This window comes from Pseudidiomarina gelatinasegens (genome assembly GCF_004025325.1).
Taxonomy (GTDB): domain Bacteria; phylum Pseudomonadota; class Gammaproteobacteria; order Enterobacterales; family Alteromonadaceae; genus Pseudidiomarina; species Pseudidiomarina gelatinasegens.
On the sequence record NZ_RSFE01000001.1, the window covers coordinates 135931 to 150441 of the forward strand.

Genomic DNA, 14511 nt, shown 5'->3' on the forward strand with positions numbered 1-14511 from the left:
AACCAAACTGAGCCGGCGTTCTTCCGAAACGCGCAGTGGCCTCTGCTTGGTTACCGCGCTGGAAGCTTGATTTAGGGAGCACGATGGCGACTGACAGCTCAGGAGTCGAATCTTCGGCACGCGTGATTTTAGACGATCACGCAATCACGAAAAGCCCAACAGACCAACGCAGTTACCGTATTATCGAATTGGATAATGCGCTGCGTTGCGTGCTTGTGCATGAACCTGAAGCGCGACAGTCAAGCGCAGCTCTCGCTGTCGCTGCTGGTCATTTCCATGATCCAAACAACGCCCATGGCCTGGCGCACTTCCTAGAGCACATGTTGTTTTTGGGCACAGAAAAATACCCCGACGCAAACAGTTATCAAGCCTTTATTAGTGGCCATGGCGGCAACCACAACGCATGGACTGGCACTGAATTTAGCAATTATTACTTCACCGTAGACGCGGCTTATTTTGACCAAGCACTCGACCGCTTCATGCGTTTCTTTTACCAGCCCCTGTTTGACGCAAAATGGGTTAAAAAAGAGCTGCAATCGATTGAATCCGAATTTCAACTGAAACGCCAAGATGAACTGCGTCGGCTTTACCAAGTGCACAAGGCCACTTCGAACCCAAAGCATCCGTTTAGCAAGTTCTCAGTTGGCAATCTCTCAACACTGAAAGACTCGGCTCAAGCAACCTTGCAACAGCAATTGCAGCAATTTTTCCAGCGCTGGTATTGCGCACGTCGCATGACCCTGGTGTTAGTTGGCCCGCAATCACTTGAACAGCTCGCTGAAATTGCACAGCGCCATGCCCAGTCGATACAAAGTGGTTGTGCCGATATGCTGTATCTCAATGACCCATTGTATTTACCTGAGCAACTTGGGGTTGAGCTGCATGTGAAACCACTTAAAGATGCGCGGCGACTTATCATCACCTTCGCATTGCCCGGTATTGATGATGATTATGCCAATAAAACCACCAGCTACATTGCTCACCTGCTCGGCTACGAAGGCCCTGGCAGTTTGTACGGCTACCTGCGTGACCAACATTGGATCAACTCGTTAGCTGCCGGGGGCGGCATAAGTGGCAGTAACTTTAAAGACTTCAATATCAACATGCAGCTAACCGACCAAGGCATGGCCAATCGGGATGCAATAATTGCAGCAATCTTTAGTTATATTCAAACCATACGCGAATCCGGTGTAACTCCCTGGCGTTACGACGAGCGGCGCGTTAGCGTTATGAACGCATTTCACTTTCAGGAGCAACCGCGCGCCAGCGACCTTGCACCGCAGCTAGCGATTAATCTGCACCATTATTTGGCTGAAGATATTATTTTTGGCGATTATCGAATGGATGGCTTGTTTGAACCGAAGCTCCGCCAGTTCTTAGACTGCATGCAACCGGATAACATGCGCGTAACTGTTATTCATAAGGCTTTGGAAACCGACCAGGTCGAGCCGATTTATGGTACCCATTACGCCATACAGCCTATTAGCGCAGAACGTCAAACAGCGTACTTGAAGCACGACCCCATTCCGGCAAGCTTGCCTGAAGCCAATATTTATTTAAAAGTTCCGTGGCAGTTACAAACCATTGCACCAAACGAGGCCACTGAATATCCAGAAAAAAGTCTGATTACACCGGGATTAGAAAGCTGGCATTTACATGATTTAGATTTCCGCCAGCCGAAAGCGCATCTTTATTTAGGCCTGCAATTGCCTAAAGTTATCGCTACACCAGCGAGCTTTGCGCAAGCGCGATTATGGTGCGAACTGATGCTCGATAAACTCAATGAGCAATGCTACGACGCAGAAATTGCTGGGTTGCATTTCAATCTCTATCCACAGCAACAAGGTATTACGCTGCACGTTTCGGGGCCAGCATATTATGTCCCGCAGTTAGCTGAAACGCTAATTCATAGTATGGCAGCGCCGCAATTTTGCCAGCAGCGTTGGATGGATTTACGCCAACGCCTGTTAACAAATTGGCGCCAAGCTCTCTTGCATAAACCATTAAACTTCTTGTTTTCATACTTGAATGTGCAACTGCAGCCACATACTTTTTCGGTACTGCAACTTGCTGAAGAGCTCGAGCAGATGGACTTTGCTGTATTCAACAAAACCAGCGGCGCACTCTTCCAACAGGCAACTGCCAAGATGTTCGCCCATGGTGATTTGCATGATTCACAACTGGAGCCAGTGCACAGCGCACTTACTGACTGGTTGGGGCTTACCGAGCAACGGCCTGTCGCTGATTTAACGCCCGCACCACTGTCTAAGCTCCAGCAGCCGTTAAAAGTTCAAACACAGCACCCGGATCATGCAGTGATTGCTGTGGTGCAATCTCTGGATACCAGCACCTCAAATCAGGGCATATTTATGCTGATGAACTATGTTCTGCAGCCGCGGTTTTTCGCCCAGTTACGCACAGAACAGCAGTTGGGCTACTTAGTCGGTACCACGTATTTGCCGATGCAAGAGCACCCTCACCTGCTATTTTACGTGCAATCGTCGCGAGTCGATGGCGACACGATTGAATCTGCAATTCGCGAGTTTTTCGGCGCCATAAATAGGACAATGGCTGAAATATCTGAGGAAGAGTTCCACAAAGCGCAGCAGAGCTTAACGCAACAACTGACCGAAAAAGACTCAAGTTTACGCTCGCGAAGCCAGCGTTTATGGAGCGCTATCACACAACAAGATTTTGATTTTTCGCGTTTAAATCGTATCTCTGCTGACATTGAACAGATGACCTTTGAGCACTTCTCAATCAGCGTAAAACAATTATTCAACAATAACTCAAGCCAAATGTTTCTCTCCGCAAGCCCCATGAACTTTGACAGATCCCGCTAAATTGTTTAATTTGATGAATAACATAACAAATAGAAGAGCTGTACAAAAAACAGCCTCATTTGGGGACGACCGTGTCGCTTCTGCAACAGCATTATTACAGTTTACGCAACGTAATCATGACAATTGTTATTGTCTGCGTGCTTGCTATTCTCGTCCCAACAGCTCAGGCGCAAGACTGGCAAGTCGAATTAATCAACTTAAGACTCGCTAATCAACCCGTAAGCGCTCAACAGCTCGACCCCAGAAACCGACCACAATTATATAATACTGAAGTTCTTTACGTTCCAGCCATTCAAGACCCCTTTAGCATTGAGTTTGGTGCGCCGTATGCGCCCAATGCGCGCATGCTGTACTACCGCTACCAGCTGGAAGGTTTTGACCGCGGCTGGGTATACACCGATACCGAATACCGCCGGGCCACATACACCAACCTAAGTTATGGTAACTATGTATTTAAGGTTGAAGCGTCATATGACGGCAAAACATGGACCGGTACACGCCAAATTATGTTGGATGTTGCGGCGCCAGGCTGGCTGTCGCCATGGGCGATTGCGCTCTACGCGCTTATTTTTTTAGCTGCCATGGTCGCTGTATTCTTTGTAATACGGGCGCGCCATCTTGCCATAGTTGAATTACGTAACAGTGAAGAGCGCCTCAAGCTTAGCCTTTGGGGAAGTGGTGATCAGCTATGGGACTGGGATATTCCGCACGGCACCATTCATCGACACAACAGTTGGCGCAATCTGAATGAGTTCCCCATTGATCATATTCGCTCCGGCAAGCGCGGCACCGCAACTAATATCCATCCTCTTGATCTGCGTAAAGTGCAGCAAAACTTACGCAAACATTTAGATGGGAGCACCAACTACTTTGAGATGACCTATCGTGTAAAAACAGACCAAGGTTGGATGTCGATTTTAGATCGCGGCAAAGTGGTCGAGCGCGATGAACACCATCAACCGATTCGTATGACCGGAACCCTAAAAGACATCACCCCATTGGTAGCCGCAGAAGAGCGACTGAAAATGTTAGCAACGTCCATCACTAACATTTCGGACGGTGTATGTATTTATGATGCCAGTTTCAACGTTATTGAAACCAATGCGTCAGTGGCGAAGATAACCGGTTATTCGCGTGAAGATATGCTCGGTAGGCCGCTCGCGCTGCAACTGTATAGCCCTGAATATATTGAACAAATAAAACGTTTATTGAATCAACATGGCAGTTGGCGTGGCGAAGTAGAAGATTTACGCAAAGACGGCAGCTTGTATCAGGTTGAATTGACCTTAGATGCTATTCGTGACGACAGCGACCGCGTGTCACATTATGTTGCAACCTTTGCCGATATTACCGAACGTAAAGCTGCAGAAAGAGAACTGCGCAGGTTATCAAATACAGACACCCTGACCGGCTTGCCCAATCGTTCTTATTTTCAGGTTAGTCATGCCAATCTAGTGCGTAAGCGTATCCAACATGCCCTGCTGTTATTCGATTTAGACGACTTTAAGAAAATTAACGACTCACTCGGTCATGATATCGGCGATCAGTTGTTGTTGCAGGTTGCTGAACGCATTGCCGAAGTGGGCCGACCGCAAGATACATTCTTCCGCTTAGGTGGTGATGAGTTTGTACTGATGCTCGAAGATACCAGTGATTTGAGCGTTATTACCGATGTGGCCACCCAAATACTCGCCCATATTGGCGAGTCATTCCATATCAATGACAACGATATTGTGGTTGGCAGTTCAATCGGTATCGTGGTTTATCCGAGTGACGGCGCATCATCTCAAGAATTGCTGCAAAATGCTGACACAGCCATGTACCATGCGAAAAATCGCGGTGGTCACAGCTATCAGTTTTTCAATGACTCCATGAACAAAAATGCGGTGCGAAGGCTACAGGTAGAAAATCAATTGCGCCAGGCATTACGCAATAAACATATTCAAGTGATGTATCAACCCAAAGTTTCGTTGCGCACGTATGAGTTCGTCGGCTTGGAGGCTTTAGTACGCTTAAACATACCTGGCACTGGCGTTATCAATCCGAGCGAATTCATTCCGCTGGCAGAAGAAACTGGGCTCATTATTGAAATGGGTGAACAAGTATTGCGCCAAACCTGTCGTGATATGTGCCAATGGGTCAAACAAGGCATGGTGCAGGGTCGCGTGGCGGTCAATTTATCAGCCAAACAATTTATTCAGCCTGATTTAACTCAACGGATTATGACCATACTGCGTGAAGAAAATCTGTCGCCCGAATACCTTGAGCTTGAGATTACTGAAGGTGTGGTGATGGAAGACCCTGAGCGCGCCATCGAAATCATGACTGAGTTAAATAATTGCGGCATCCATTTAGCACTGGACGATTTTGGTACAGGGTATTCGTCTCTTGCGTACTTAAAACGCTTCCCCATTCAAACACTCAAAATCGATAAAGCCTTTGTTGATGACATCAACGGTGCAGATCGTGACCGCAATATGGTTGCCTCGATTGTGGCAATGGCCCATAACATGGGTCTGGATGTAGTTGCTGAGGGGGTTGTTAATACAGCTCAAGCAGCTACATTAAGCCGCTTGAGCTGTGAATTTGCACAAGGTTACCTGTTTGCCGAGCCACTCAGTAGTGATGCGTTTTTAGCTCACATTAGCGTACCAGCATCGATACACTAGTTTGGCCCTGAGCTTTCAGCATACGCATGCGCTTGTGGGTAAAAAACATCGGCAGAATAAAGGGCCCAAAGAGCAACCCTAGAACACCCCACCGTTTTGCACCCATCGCATGGGTTAAAGCTTGAATGTATAACATCAGCGCAGACAGCAAACAACACAGCGCAATAAACATTGTAACTCCAGATATGTTTTAACTTACGAGCGCTTAATAAAAGCGCTCGTTATTCTCAACCATTTTCAACAACAACGGTGCTGGCGTGTAACGATCGCCATGTTGTTGTTGGTAGTCCTGTAAACGACTTACAACTTCGTGAATGCCCAAGGCATCCATGTAACGGAATGGGCCACCACGGAATGGCGGGAAACCAATACCAAAGATTGCACCGATATCACCATCGCGTGGGCTACGTATAATTCCTTCGTCCAAACAATATACGGCTTCATTCAGCATCAGCAATACGGCGCGCTGGGCAATTTCTTCTGCGCCGAGCTTCGCTGCAGGTGTAATACCAAGCAAACCATAAACTGAGTCATCCACTTGCTTACCTGGTTTTTTACCTGAGTAACTGTAAAAGCCTTTCTTGTTCTTTTTGCCCTTGCGATCATCGCCTAACAATTTATCAAATGCATCTGGGGCACGGAATCGGTCGCCAAGCTCATCGGCCATTATTGGCGCAACTTTCGCAGCCACATCGATACCCACTTCGTCCATTAGTTTCATCGGGCCAACTGGGAAACCAAATTTCACCAAAGCATTATCAACCGCTTCTATAGGTTCGCCAGCCAACACCAATCGTGCCGCTTCGTTCATGTAGGGCGCTAGAATACGGTTTACATAAAAGCCTGCACCGTCGGTGACCACAATTGGCGTTTTACCTTGCTTCTTGGCAAGCGCTACCGTGGTGGCGATGGTTTCACCCGAGGTACCCTTGTGGGTAATGATTTCAGCCAAAGGCATTTTATCAACCGGCGAGAAATAATGTAATCCGATGACATTTTCCGGACGTTTTGCGGTCGCAGCTATTTTGGTGATCGGCAAACTCGACGTGTTGGTCGCAAAAATAGTGTGCTCACTTGCCACAGACTCGATATCTGCCACCATTTGTTGCTTCAACTTGAGATCTTCAAATACCGCTTCAATGACTACGTCTACGCGATCAAAACCGCTGTAATCTAAACTGCCACTCAAACGCAACATGGTTGCTTCAAGCTCAGTACGCGTCATGTGTTTACGCTTAACTTTTTTATTCATTAAGTCATAGCTGTATTTCAGCGCATGCACTATGCCTGTTTCAGCGATGTCCTTAATACGCGCCGTAAGGCCTGCTTTGGCTGCTGTTACATAGGCAATACCGCCGCCCATTAAGCCACCACCGAGCACCCCTACGCGCTCAACTTTGCGTGGTTTAGTATCACCGGCACCGGTTTCTTTTTTCATCGCCGTCGTGGCAAAGAAAATGTTTCGTAGCTGTTTCGACTCAGGCGTCATCGCCAACTCACCGAACGCACGAGCTTCAAACTCCAGCCCAGCTTGGAAGCCTTTATCAGCACCATAAGCAATCGTATCGATTATCTTATCCAAAGCTGGATAGTTGCCTTTAGCCTTCGCTTGAGCTTGCTCGCGCGCCTTGCTAAAGATAATTCCGCGGCCCACACCGGTACCTTCAAGAGCCTTATTCAACCACGAGTGCTTCACCTTTTTTACCCGCGCCTTACTCGCTAGCGTTAGTTTAATGGCAGCTTCCAGCAGAATGCTCGCCGGCACAACATCATCAACAATGCCTAGTTTCTTCGCCTGCTTCGCACGCAATTGCTTACCCGTAAGAATTAACGGCAACGCCTTTTGTACACCAATTAAGCGCGGCAAACGCTGGGTACCGCCAGAGCCTGGTAACAAACCAAGCTGAACTTCCGGCAAGCCAATAATCGTCTTGTTACTGTCGGTTGCAATACGATGGTGGCAGGCTAACGCAAGCTCTAAACCGCCGCCTAAACACGCCCCATCAATTGCCGCCACAACCGGCACTTTCAGCGCTTCAATGCGATCAAACATGGCTTGCCCTTGGCGTGCCAAACTTTCAGTATCCGCCGCATTTTCACAAGCATCAATCATGCTGATATCGGCACCTGCAACAAATGACCCTGGCTTGTCGCTTATCACAACCACGCCTTTAAGGTCGTTTTGCTGTTCGAGCTGGTTAAGCACCTGTGCCACTTCTTCAGCAAAAGATGCTTTTAACGTGTTCATTGATTCGCCCGGCACATCAATGTGAATGACCGCCACGTGATCGTCGCGTAACTCTAGCGTAAAGGCTTTTTGTTCGCTCATTATTCAGTCTCCACAATCATTGCTGCACCTAAACCACCGGCAGCACAGGCAGTCGTTAAACCTACCCCACCGCCGCGGCGCTTCAGTTCATTTAAAGTTTGCGTAATCAAACGTGCACCTGTCGCCGCAAACGGATGACCATAGGCCAGTGAACCGCCCATCACGTTAAACTTATCCATATCAATTTCACCAATGGCTTCATTGCGCCCCAGCTTGTCTTGCGCAAATTTCTTACTGGCGAACATCTTCATGTTCGCCAGTGTTTGTGCAGCAAAAGCTTCATGCATTTCAATCACCGTTAAGTCACTTAACTTCATGCCGGCGCGGTCAAGTGCAATTGGGGTTGCATACGATGGGCCCATCAACATGTCTTCCCACACGTCAATTGCGCTAAACGCATAGCTACGAATGTAACCCAACACCTCATAACCTAAAGCCTTGGCTTTGCTTTCGGTCATCAACAAGATAGCGCTCGCACCATCGGTTAATGCAGTGCTGTTGGCGGCGGTTACAGTGCCATGTTTCTTATCGAATACAGGGCGTAACTTGGCATAGCCATCCAATTTCGAGTCGCTACGTACCGTGTTATCGCGCTTAAGAAAATCTTTGTAGGGTTCAGCATAAGCCGTCATCACTTCGCCATCTAACTTGCCCGCTTCCCACGACTCATGTGCCAAGCTATGCGAGCGATGTGCCAGCGCATCTTGATCGGCACGACTGATATTATGGGTTTTCGCCATTTGCTCCGCAGTATCGCCCATGGTTAAGCCAGTGCTGTACTCGGCAATAGCTGGTGGCACCGGCAATAAATCTTTAAATCGCAACTGCTTCAGAATTGACCAGCGTTGACCTAACGTGCGGGCCTTGTTCAAATCAACCAAGGCATGTGCCAACGAGCGCGAAACACCTATCGGCAATACCGAAGAAGAATCAGCCCCGCCCGCAATACCCACTGAGATATTGCCAACCATCATGCTTTCTAACACGTTTACCGTAGTTTGGAAGCTGGTGGCACAAGCGCGTGATACACTGTATGCATCCGTTGTAACCGGTAAACTTGTACCCAAAACAATTTCGCGAGCAATGTTTGGTGCTTTTGGCATTTGAACCACTTGGCCGTACACCAGTTGCTCAACCTCACGAGGGTCTAAGCTGTAACGATTGAGCAGCTCTTGTACAACCATTTTGCCCATGTCCAAGGCAGGAACGCCATGAAAATAGGTCGCCTGCTTGGCAAACGGTGTACGTAAGCCTGCCACAATCGCAATGCGATCGCCTGAAGCAGTGGTCAGATTCTGACGTGCGGCCATAGATTTTTCCTCTGTTGTTTTGTTATGGTCATTCCTTAATCTGGTCTGACCTCATAGATAGTTACAAATTTTAACGGGTCTTTGGCGAGAATTAAACCGTTGTTTTCGGTAAAGTGCGAACTTAGAGTATAACGATAGTATAGCGGTATTATACAAACAGCAGAGGATACTGATGGCAGCTGAACAGTTTCAAGCATTACGCAACTACCTTGACAGTCAAGTATTGGGGCAACCTGATTTCACTGAAAGCCTGCTTATCGCGCTGCTTGCCGATGGCCATTTGCTGGTGGAAGGCCCCCCGGGATTAGCCAAAACGCGTGCCGTAAATGCGCTGGCTAAAGGCGTTGAAGGCAGCTTTCATCGGGTGCAGTTTACTCCTGACTTATTGCCCGCTGATTTAACCGGCACCGATATTTACCGCCCTGAAACTGGCGAGTTCGTATTCCAGCAGGGTCCGCTGTTCCATAACATTGTGTTGGCCGACGAAATCAACCGTGCCCCTGCTAAAGTGCAATCTGCGTTACTTGAGGCCATGGCTGAGCGACAAATTACTGTCGGACAAAAAACCTACCCCTTGCCGCCACTGTTTATGGTGCTAGCAACCCAGAACCCGCTTGAGCAAGAAGGCACATATCCACTGCCGGAAGCTCAGCTTGACCGTTTTGTCATGCATTTAAGCCTTGGGTATCCGAATGCAGAAACCGAGCGTGACATTTTGCGCTTAACCCGTGGTGAAGAGCTGCAGGGTCAGGCAGAAATGCCGAAGCCGCTGCAACAGCAGGATATTTTCAATGCCCGCAAAGAGGTGTTGAGTATTTATATGGACGAAGCGGTGGAAAACTATCTGGTGCAGTTAGTGATAGCCTCGCGCGAACCAAGTTTTTATAGCAGTGATTTAGCCCGCTGGATTAGTTATGGCGCCAGTCCACGTGCGACCATTGCGCTTGATCGCTGTGCACGGGCGCGTGCATGGCTGCAACAGCGTGATTTCGTGACACCTGATGACATTCATGCGGTGTATGCCAAGGTACTACGTCACCGCATCATTCTCAGCTATCAAGCTGAAGCTGACGGGATAAACGCAGATCACGTGCTGGATCAGATTATTCAACTTGTTCCAGCGCCGTAAATGACAATGCTTGCCCCTGCTAACGTGTCCCAATGGCTCAACACCTGGCGCAGTGATGGTGTGCATGTTACCAGTCACGAGCTGATGTATTACCGCAGCAAGGTCAATGCCTTCGCGCGGTTTCGTCGACTGAATCCACCACCCGGCCGCACCGGTGCGCTATTGAGCAAATTCAAAGGCCGCGGTATGGAGTTTGACGAGTTTCGTCATTACCAAGCCGGCGACGACATTCGTGCCATTGACTGGCGCGTGACCGCTCGCACCGGTACGCCGCATACCAAGCTGTTTCGCGAAGAGCGTGAGCGTCCGGTATTTGTGGTGGTTGATTTAAGCGACAGCATGCAGTTTGGCAGCCAATTATTGTTTAAATCTGTGCAAGCCTGCCATCTGGCAAGCGCTTTGGCTTGGCTGGCTGCGGCCCGCAACGATCGCATTGGTGCAGTCATCACCAGTGGCCAAGGGCACGCGGAAATTAGACCTCAAGGCCGACATCACGGGGTCTTGAATGTTATCCATCACTTAATTGATCAACAGCAACTCGCAGTTACCCAATGGCAACAGCAGCGTGGTAAGAGTAACGTGTTCGCGACTGCACTTGAACGTATTCAGCACGTGGCTCGGCCGGGCAGCTTGATCTACCTGATTAGTGATTGGCTCAGCGATGATCCTGCCATCTGGCAACATTGCTTAGCATTGCAGCGTCACTGCCAACTGCTACCATTTCAAATTATCGACCCATTGGAGCTAAAACTACCTGAGCATGCCGGCCATCAACACCTGGCAATGACCGATGGCGAGCAACACCTGCTCGTTGACCCTGCCGACCAACATCAGCGCCACGCCTATGCGCATGCGCAGCAACAGCGACAAGCTCACCTGGTGCAACAATGGCAGCAACTGGGGGGCGAGCTGCGCCAATTCAGTGCGGCCGATGCACTTGAAAGCCAATGGCCGGGAGTGGTGTTATGATCATGCTCGATAATGCCGTTCAACTGCACGATATTGTTGCAGCACCAGCGGCGAGCTGGTGGCCGTTAGCCATCGGTTGGTACGTCGTTATCATTAGTGGCGCAGTGCTTTTAGTAACCAGCCTATTCGCAATACGACGTGCATACCGTGCACGCCATGCACGCCGCTTGGCTCTCACACAATTGCATCAACACCCACCGCAGTCATTGGCTGCGGTATCGCTATTGCTTAAGCAAGCTGCGCTCGCTTACTTCCCGGCGGAACATGTGAGTAGCCAAAGCCAACAACAATGGTGGCATTTCTTATTGCAACAGTTGTCGACAAAACAACGCCAACGCTTCGCTGCCCTCGCGGAATCTGTTAGCCAGGCCAGTTACCAACCAGCCCCGCAGCAACAGCCGTGGTTGAGCCCCTACACTGAATTTGCGGACTATTGGTTGCGGCAAGCTTTACCGTCGTCGCGAAAAAATATACAGGCCCTGCAGGAGTCAACCAATGATTGATTTCGCATGGTTTTGGGCCATTCTTGCATGGCCGCTACCGCTCATTTACTGGCGCCTTCGCAAAGCCTATAAACAGCCCCTGCAGCCACTGCAGGTAACCTATCTGCCGACCATGGCTTCGGCGCAGCGACAACCAACCAGTGGCCGCTTGTCGCGCTACTTGGGGGTGTTGATTTGGACGCTGTTGGTGGTAGCACTAATGCGCCCCCAATGGCTTGGTGAACCTGTCTCGGCTAAAAACGAAGCACGCGAAATGATGATCGCGGTCGACCTTTCCGGTAGCATGGAAATTGCTGATATGACCATTGCGGGCGAACAAGTTGACCGATTAACCATGTTAAAGCACGTGATGCGTGATTTTATTGAGCGCCGCGTTGGCGATAGATTAGGCTTGGTATTATTTGCGGATACTGCGTATGTGCAGGCGCCGATGACCTTTGATCGTGAAACCGTGAAAAATATGCTCGATGAAACCGTGTTACGGCTAATTGGTGAACGCACAGCTATCGGTGACGCGATTGCTTTGAGTGTTAAACGTTTTGCCGAACGCGAGCAAAGTAACAAGATTCTGGTACTGGTCACTGACGGTCAGAACACCGCGGGTAACGTGTCACCTGAGCAGGCTTTGCAGCTTGCTAAATATTACGACGTCAAAATCTACACCATTGGTGTTGGTGCCGAAGAAATCATTGTCGATGGCTTTTTTGGCCAACGCCGAGTTAACCCTAGTCGCGATCTGGACGAAGGCATGTTGCGTCAGCTGGCCACTGAAACCGGTGGTGAATATTTCCGCGCACGCAGCACTGAAGAACTCGAGCGCATCTATACTCAACTGGACAGCTACGAACCGGTGCAAGGTGAAAATCAGTTACGCCGCCCGCAAACTGCACTTTATCATTGGCCACTTGGAGCTAGCTGGCTGCTTCTGATGCTTGCTTTGCTCGCCAAAACGAAAACCATTCGGAGGCAACATGGCTGATTTCCATCTATTGCGTCCGTGGTGGTTATTAACACTGATTCCGATTGTTGTATTAGCGGTCATCGCTTGGCGTAATGGCGGTCAGCAAACCGGTTGGTCGCGATTGCTGCCCACCCATTTGAAACCGTTGTTACTGCCTGAAAGCACGGGCCGTGCAGCACGCTGGCCACTGTTGTTTGTCAATGCAGCCCTAGCGGTAACCGCTTTAGCACTAGCTGGGCCTACGTGGCAACGATTGCCGCAACCAGTGTTTCAGTTGCAAGCTGGTTCAGTGGTTATTATGGACATGTCATTGTCGGTTTACAGTACCGACCTTGCCCCCAACCGGCTTACCCAAATGCGGTACAAAGCGACTGACCTTGTACGCGATAAACTCGACGGCGAGATCGGTTTAATCGCTTATGCTGGTGATGCCTTTACCATTAGCCCACTAACTGGCGATGGCGGGAACCTAACCAACCTAATCCGAGCACTGAGCCCAGATATTATGCCAACCCCTGGCAGCTACCCGATTCGCGCATTAAACCTTGCCGATCAACTGTTGCAAGATGCCGGGTACCCGCAAGGCGATATTTATTGGTTCACTGACGGCATTGATAGCCGTGACCAGCAAGATATCAATGACTTCCTAAATCGCACGCAGCACCGGCTTAATGTACTTGCCGTAGGTACCGAAGAAGGCGCACCAATAACGCTGCCAGATGGCCGTTTGTTGCGTGACGCAAGCAATAATGTGGTAATCCCACAACTGCAACCGGGCGCACTGCAAACGCTGGCGGCGCGCAGTGGTGGCCGATATAGTGAAATCCGCTCTGATCAGCAAGATCTCGAATATTTATCAAATCAACCGCCCTTGCAACGTGAAGGCGAAGCCAGCGCCATGCAAGCAGGCGACCAGTGGCAGGATCAGGGCCCGTGGTTGATACCTATTATTATGCTGCTGTTGCTGCCGTTGGCGCGGCGCGGTGCGTTACCTGTATTCGTTTGTTTCGTGCTCAGCAGTAGTCTTTGGTTACCGGCTCACGCCAATGAGCGTGAGCCGTTATCATGGCAGGACAAACTGTGGCAAACACCTTATCAGCAAACCGATCAGGCATTACGCGCTGGTGATAATGAACGCGCAGCACAGATAGCGGAAGACGCATGGCAACGTGGCACAGCAAATTATCGTGCTGGTAATTATGATCAGGCCTTGGTTGACTTTTCCCAGCTCGACAGTGCAGAAGGCTTCTATAATCAAGGCAATACCTTGATGCAAATGGAACGCTATGACGAAGCAAAAAATGCCTATGCTGCAGCGCTAGAACGACGCCCCAATTGGCCGCAAGCGCAAGACAACATGGACCTTGCCGAGCAACTCGCTGAACAACAACAGCAACAATCCGAAGATAACCAGCAAGGTGATTCGCAGAATAATAATTCGCAAGATCAACAAGGCGAGCAAGGTGAGCAGCAATCTGGTGAACAGCAGCAATCCGAATCTGAACAAAACGACCAGCAGGCTGGCCAACAAGAACAGCAACAACAAGAACAACAACAAGAATCGACCGAGCGAAGCACTGAGTCAGAGCAGCAGCAAGTTGCACCTGAAGGCGAGCAAGAAAAGCCTCTGCAAAGTGAGTTCGGCGATGCCTCGGAAGAAGAATTGCAGCAGCAAATGCAGCAATGGTTGAATAGGATTGAGGATGATCCAGCCGTATTATTGCGCAATAAAATGCGTTATGAAGCGCAACAGCGCAGACGTCAAAGTCCGCCGCCAGGAGTTGAAAAACAGTGGTAA

The 14511-nt window shown here is 49.4% G+C and carries 9 protein-coding genes; 7 read left to right on the forward strand and 2 right to left on the reverse strand.

The features are described from left to right. The first annotated feature begins 83 nt into the window (after positions 1-83). The gene (locus EGC76_RS00730) at positions 84-2843 is read left to right on the forward strand and encodes an insulinase family protein (protein ID WP_128351111.1); all 2760 of its coding nucleotides are present in this window, start codon (positions 84-86) and stop codon (positions 2841-2843) included. Positions 2844-2914: 71 nt separating this feature from the next. Then, on the forward strand, positions 2915-5512 hold the full coding sequence (locus EGC76_RS00735) for an EAL domain-containing protein (protein ID WP_128351112.1): 2598 nt from the start codon (positions 2915-2917) through the stop codon (positions 5510-5512). A gap of 205 nt (positions 5513-5717) precedes the next feature. On the opposite strand, the gene fadJ is transcribed toward EGC76_RS00735, so the two are convergent. Together fadJ and fadI are read right to left on the reverse strand one after the other, a co-directional pair. After that, positions 5718-7841, reverse strand: coding sequence for a fatty acid oxidation complex subunit alpha FadJ (gene fadJ / locus EGC76_RS00740; RefSeq protein WP_128351113.1), 2124 nt, complete (start codon positions 7839-7841; stop codon positions 5718-5720). Continuing rightward, positions 7841-9151 (reverse strand): acetyl-CoA C-acyltransferase FadI, encoded by a 1311-nt coding sequence (gene fadI, locus EGC76_RS00745; RefSeq protein WP_128351114.1) that lies wholly within the window; start codon positions 9149-9151, stop codon positions 7841-7843. Before fadI ends, fadJ begins: the two co-directional genes overlap by 1 nt. 172 nt (positions 9152-9323) lie before the next feature. Between fadI and EGC76_RS00750 the strand changes: the two genes are divergently transcribed. Genes EGC76_RS00750 through EGC76_RS00770 form a run of 5 tightly spaced genes read left to right on the forward strand, consistent with a single transcriptional unit; the run spans position 9324 to position 14511 of the window. Next, positions 9324-10280, forward strand: a complete 957-nt coding sequence (locus EGC76_RS00750; RefSeq protein ID WP_128351115.1) for an AAA family ATPase — start codon at positions 9324-9326, stop codon at positions 10278-10280. Next, the gene (locus EGC76_RS00755) at positions 10281-11249 is read left to right on the forward strand and encodes a DUF58 domain-containing protein (protein ID WP_128351116.1); all 969 of its coding nucleotides are present in this window, start codon (positions 10281-10283) and stop codon (positions 11247-11249) included. Beyond that, on the forward strand, positions 11246-11752 hold the full coding sequence (locus tag EGC76_RS00760; protein WP_164876767.1) for a DUF4381 domain-containing protein: 507 nt from the start codon (positions 11246-11248) through the stop codon (positions 11750-11752). Before EGC76_RS00755 ends, EGC76_RS00760 begins: the two co-directional genes overlap by 4 nt. Further along, complete coding sequence (locus EGC76_RS00765) at positions 11745-12731, forward strand: vWA domain-containing protein (RefSeq protein ID WP_128351118.1); 987 nt, start codon at positions 11745-11747, stop codon at positions 12729-12731. Before EGC76_RS00760 ends, EGC76_RS00765 begins: the two co-directional genes overlap by 8 nt. Next, positions 12724-14511 carry a VWA domain-containing protein gene (locus EGC76_RS00770; protein WP_128351119.1) on the forward strand — a complete coding sequence of 596 codons (1788 nt, stop codon included), beginning with the start codon at positions 12724-12726 and terminating at the stop codon, positions 14509-14511. The genes EGC76_RS00765 and EGC76_RS00770 overlap by 8 nt, the downstream gene beginning before the upstream one ends.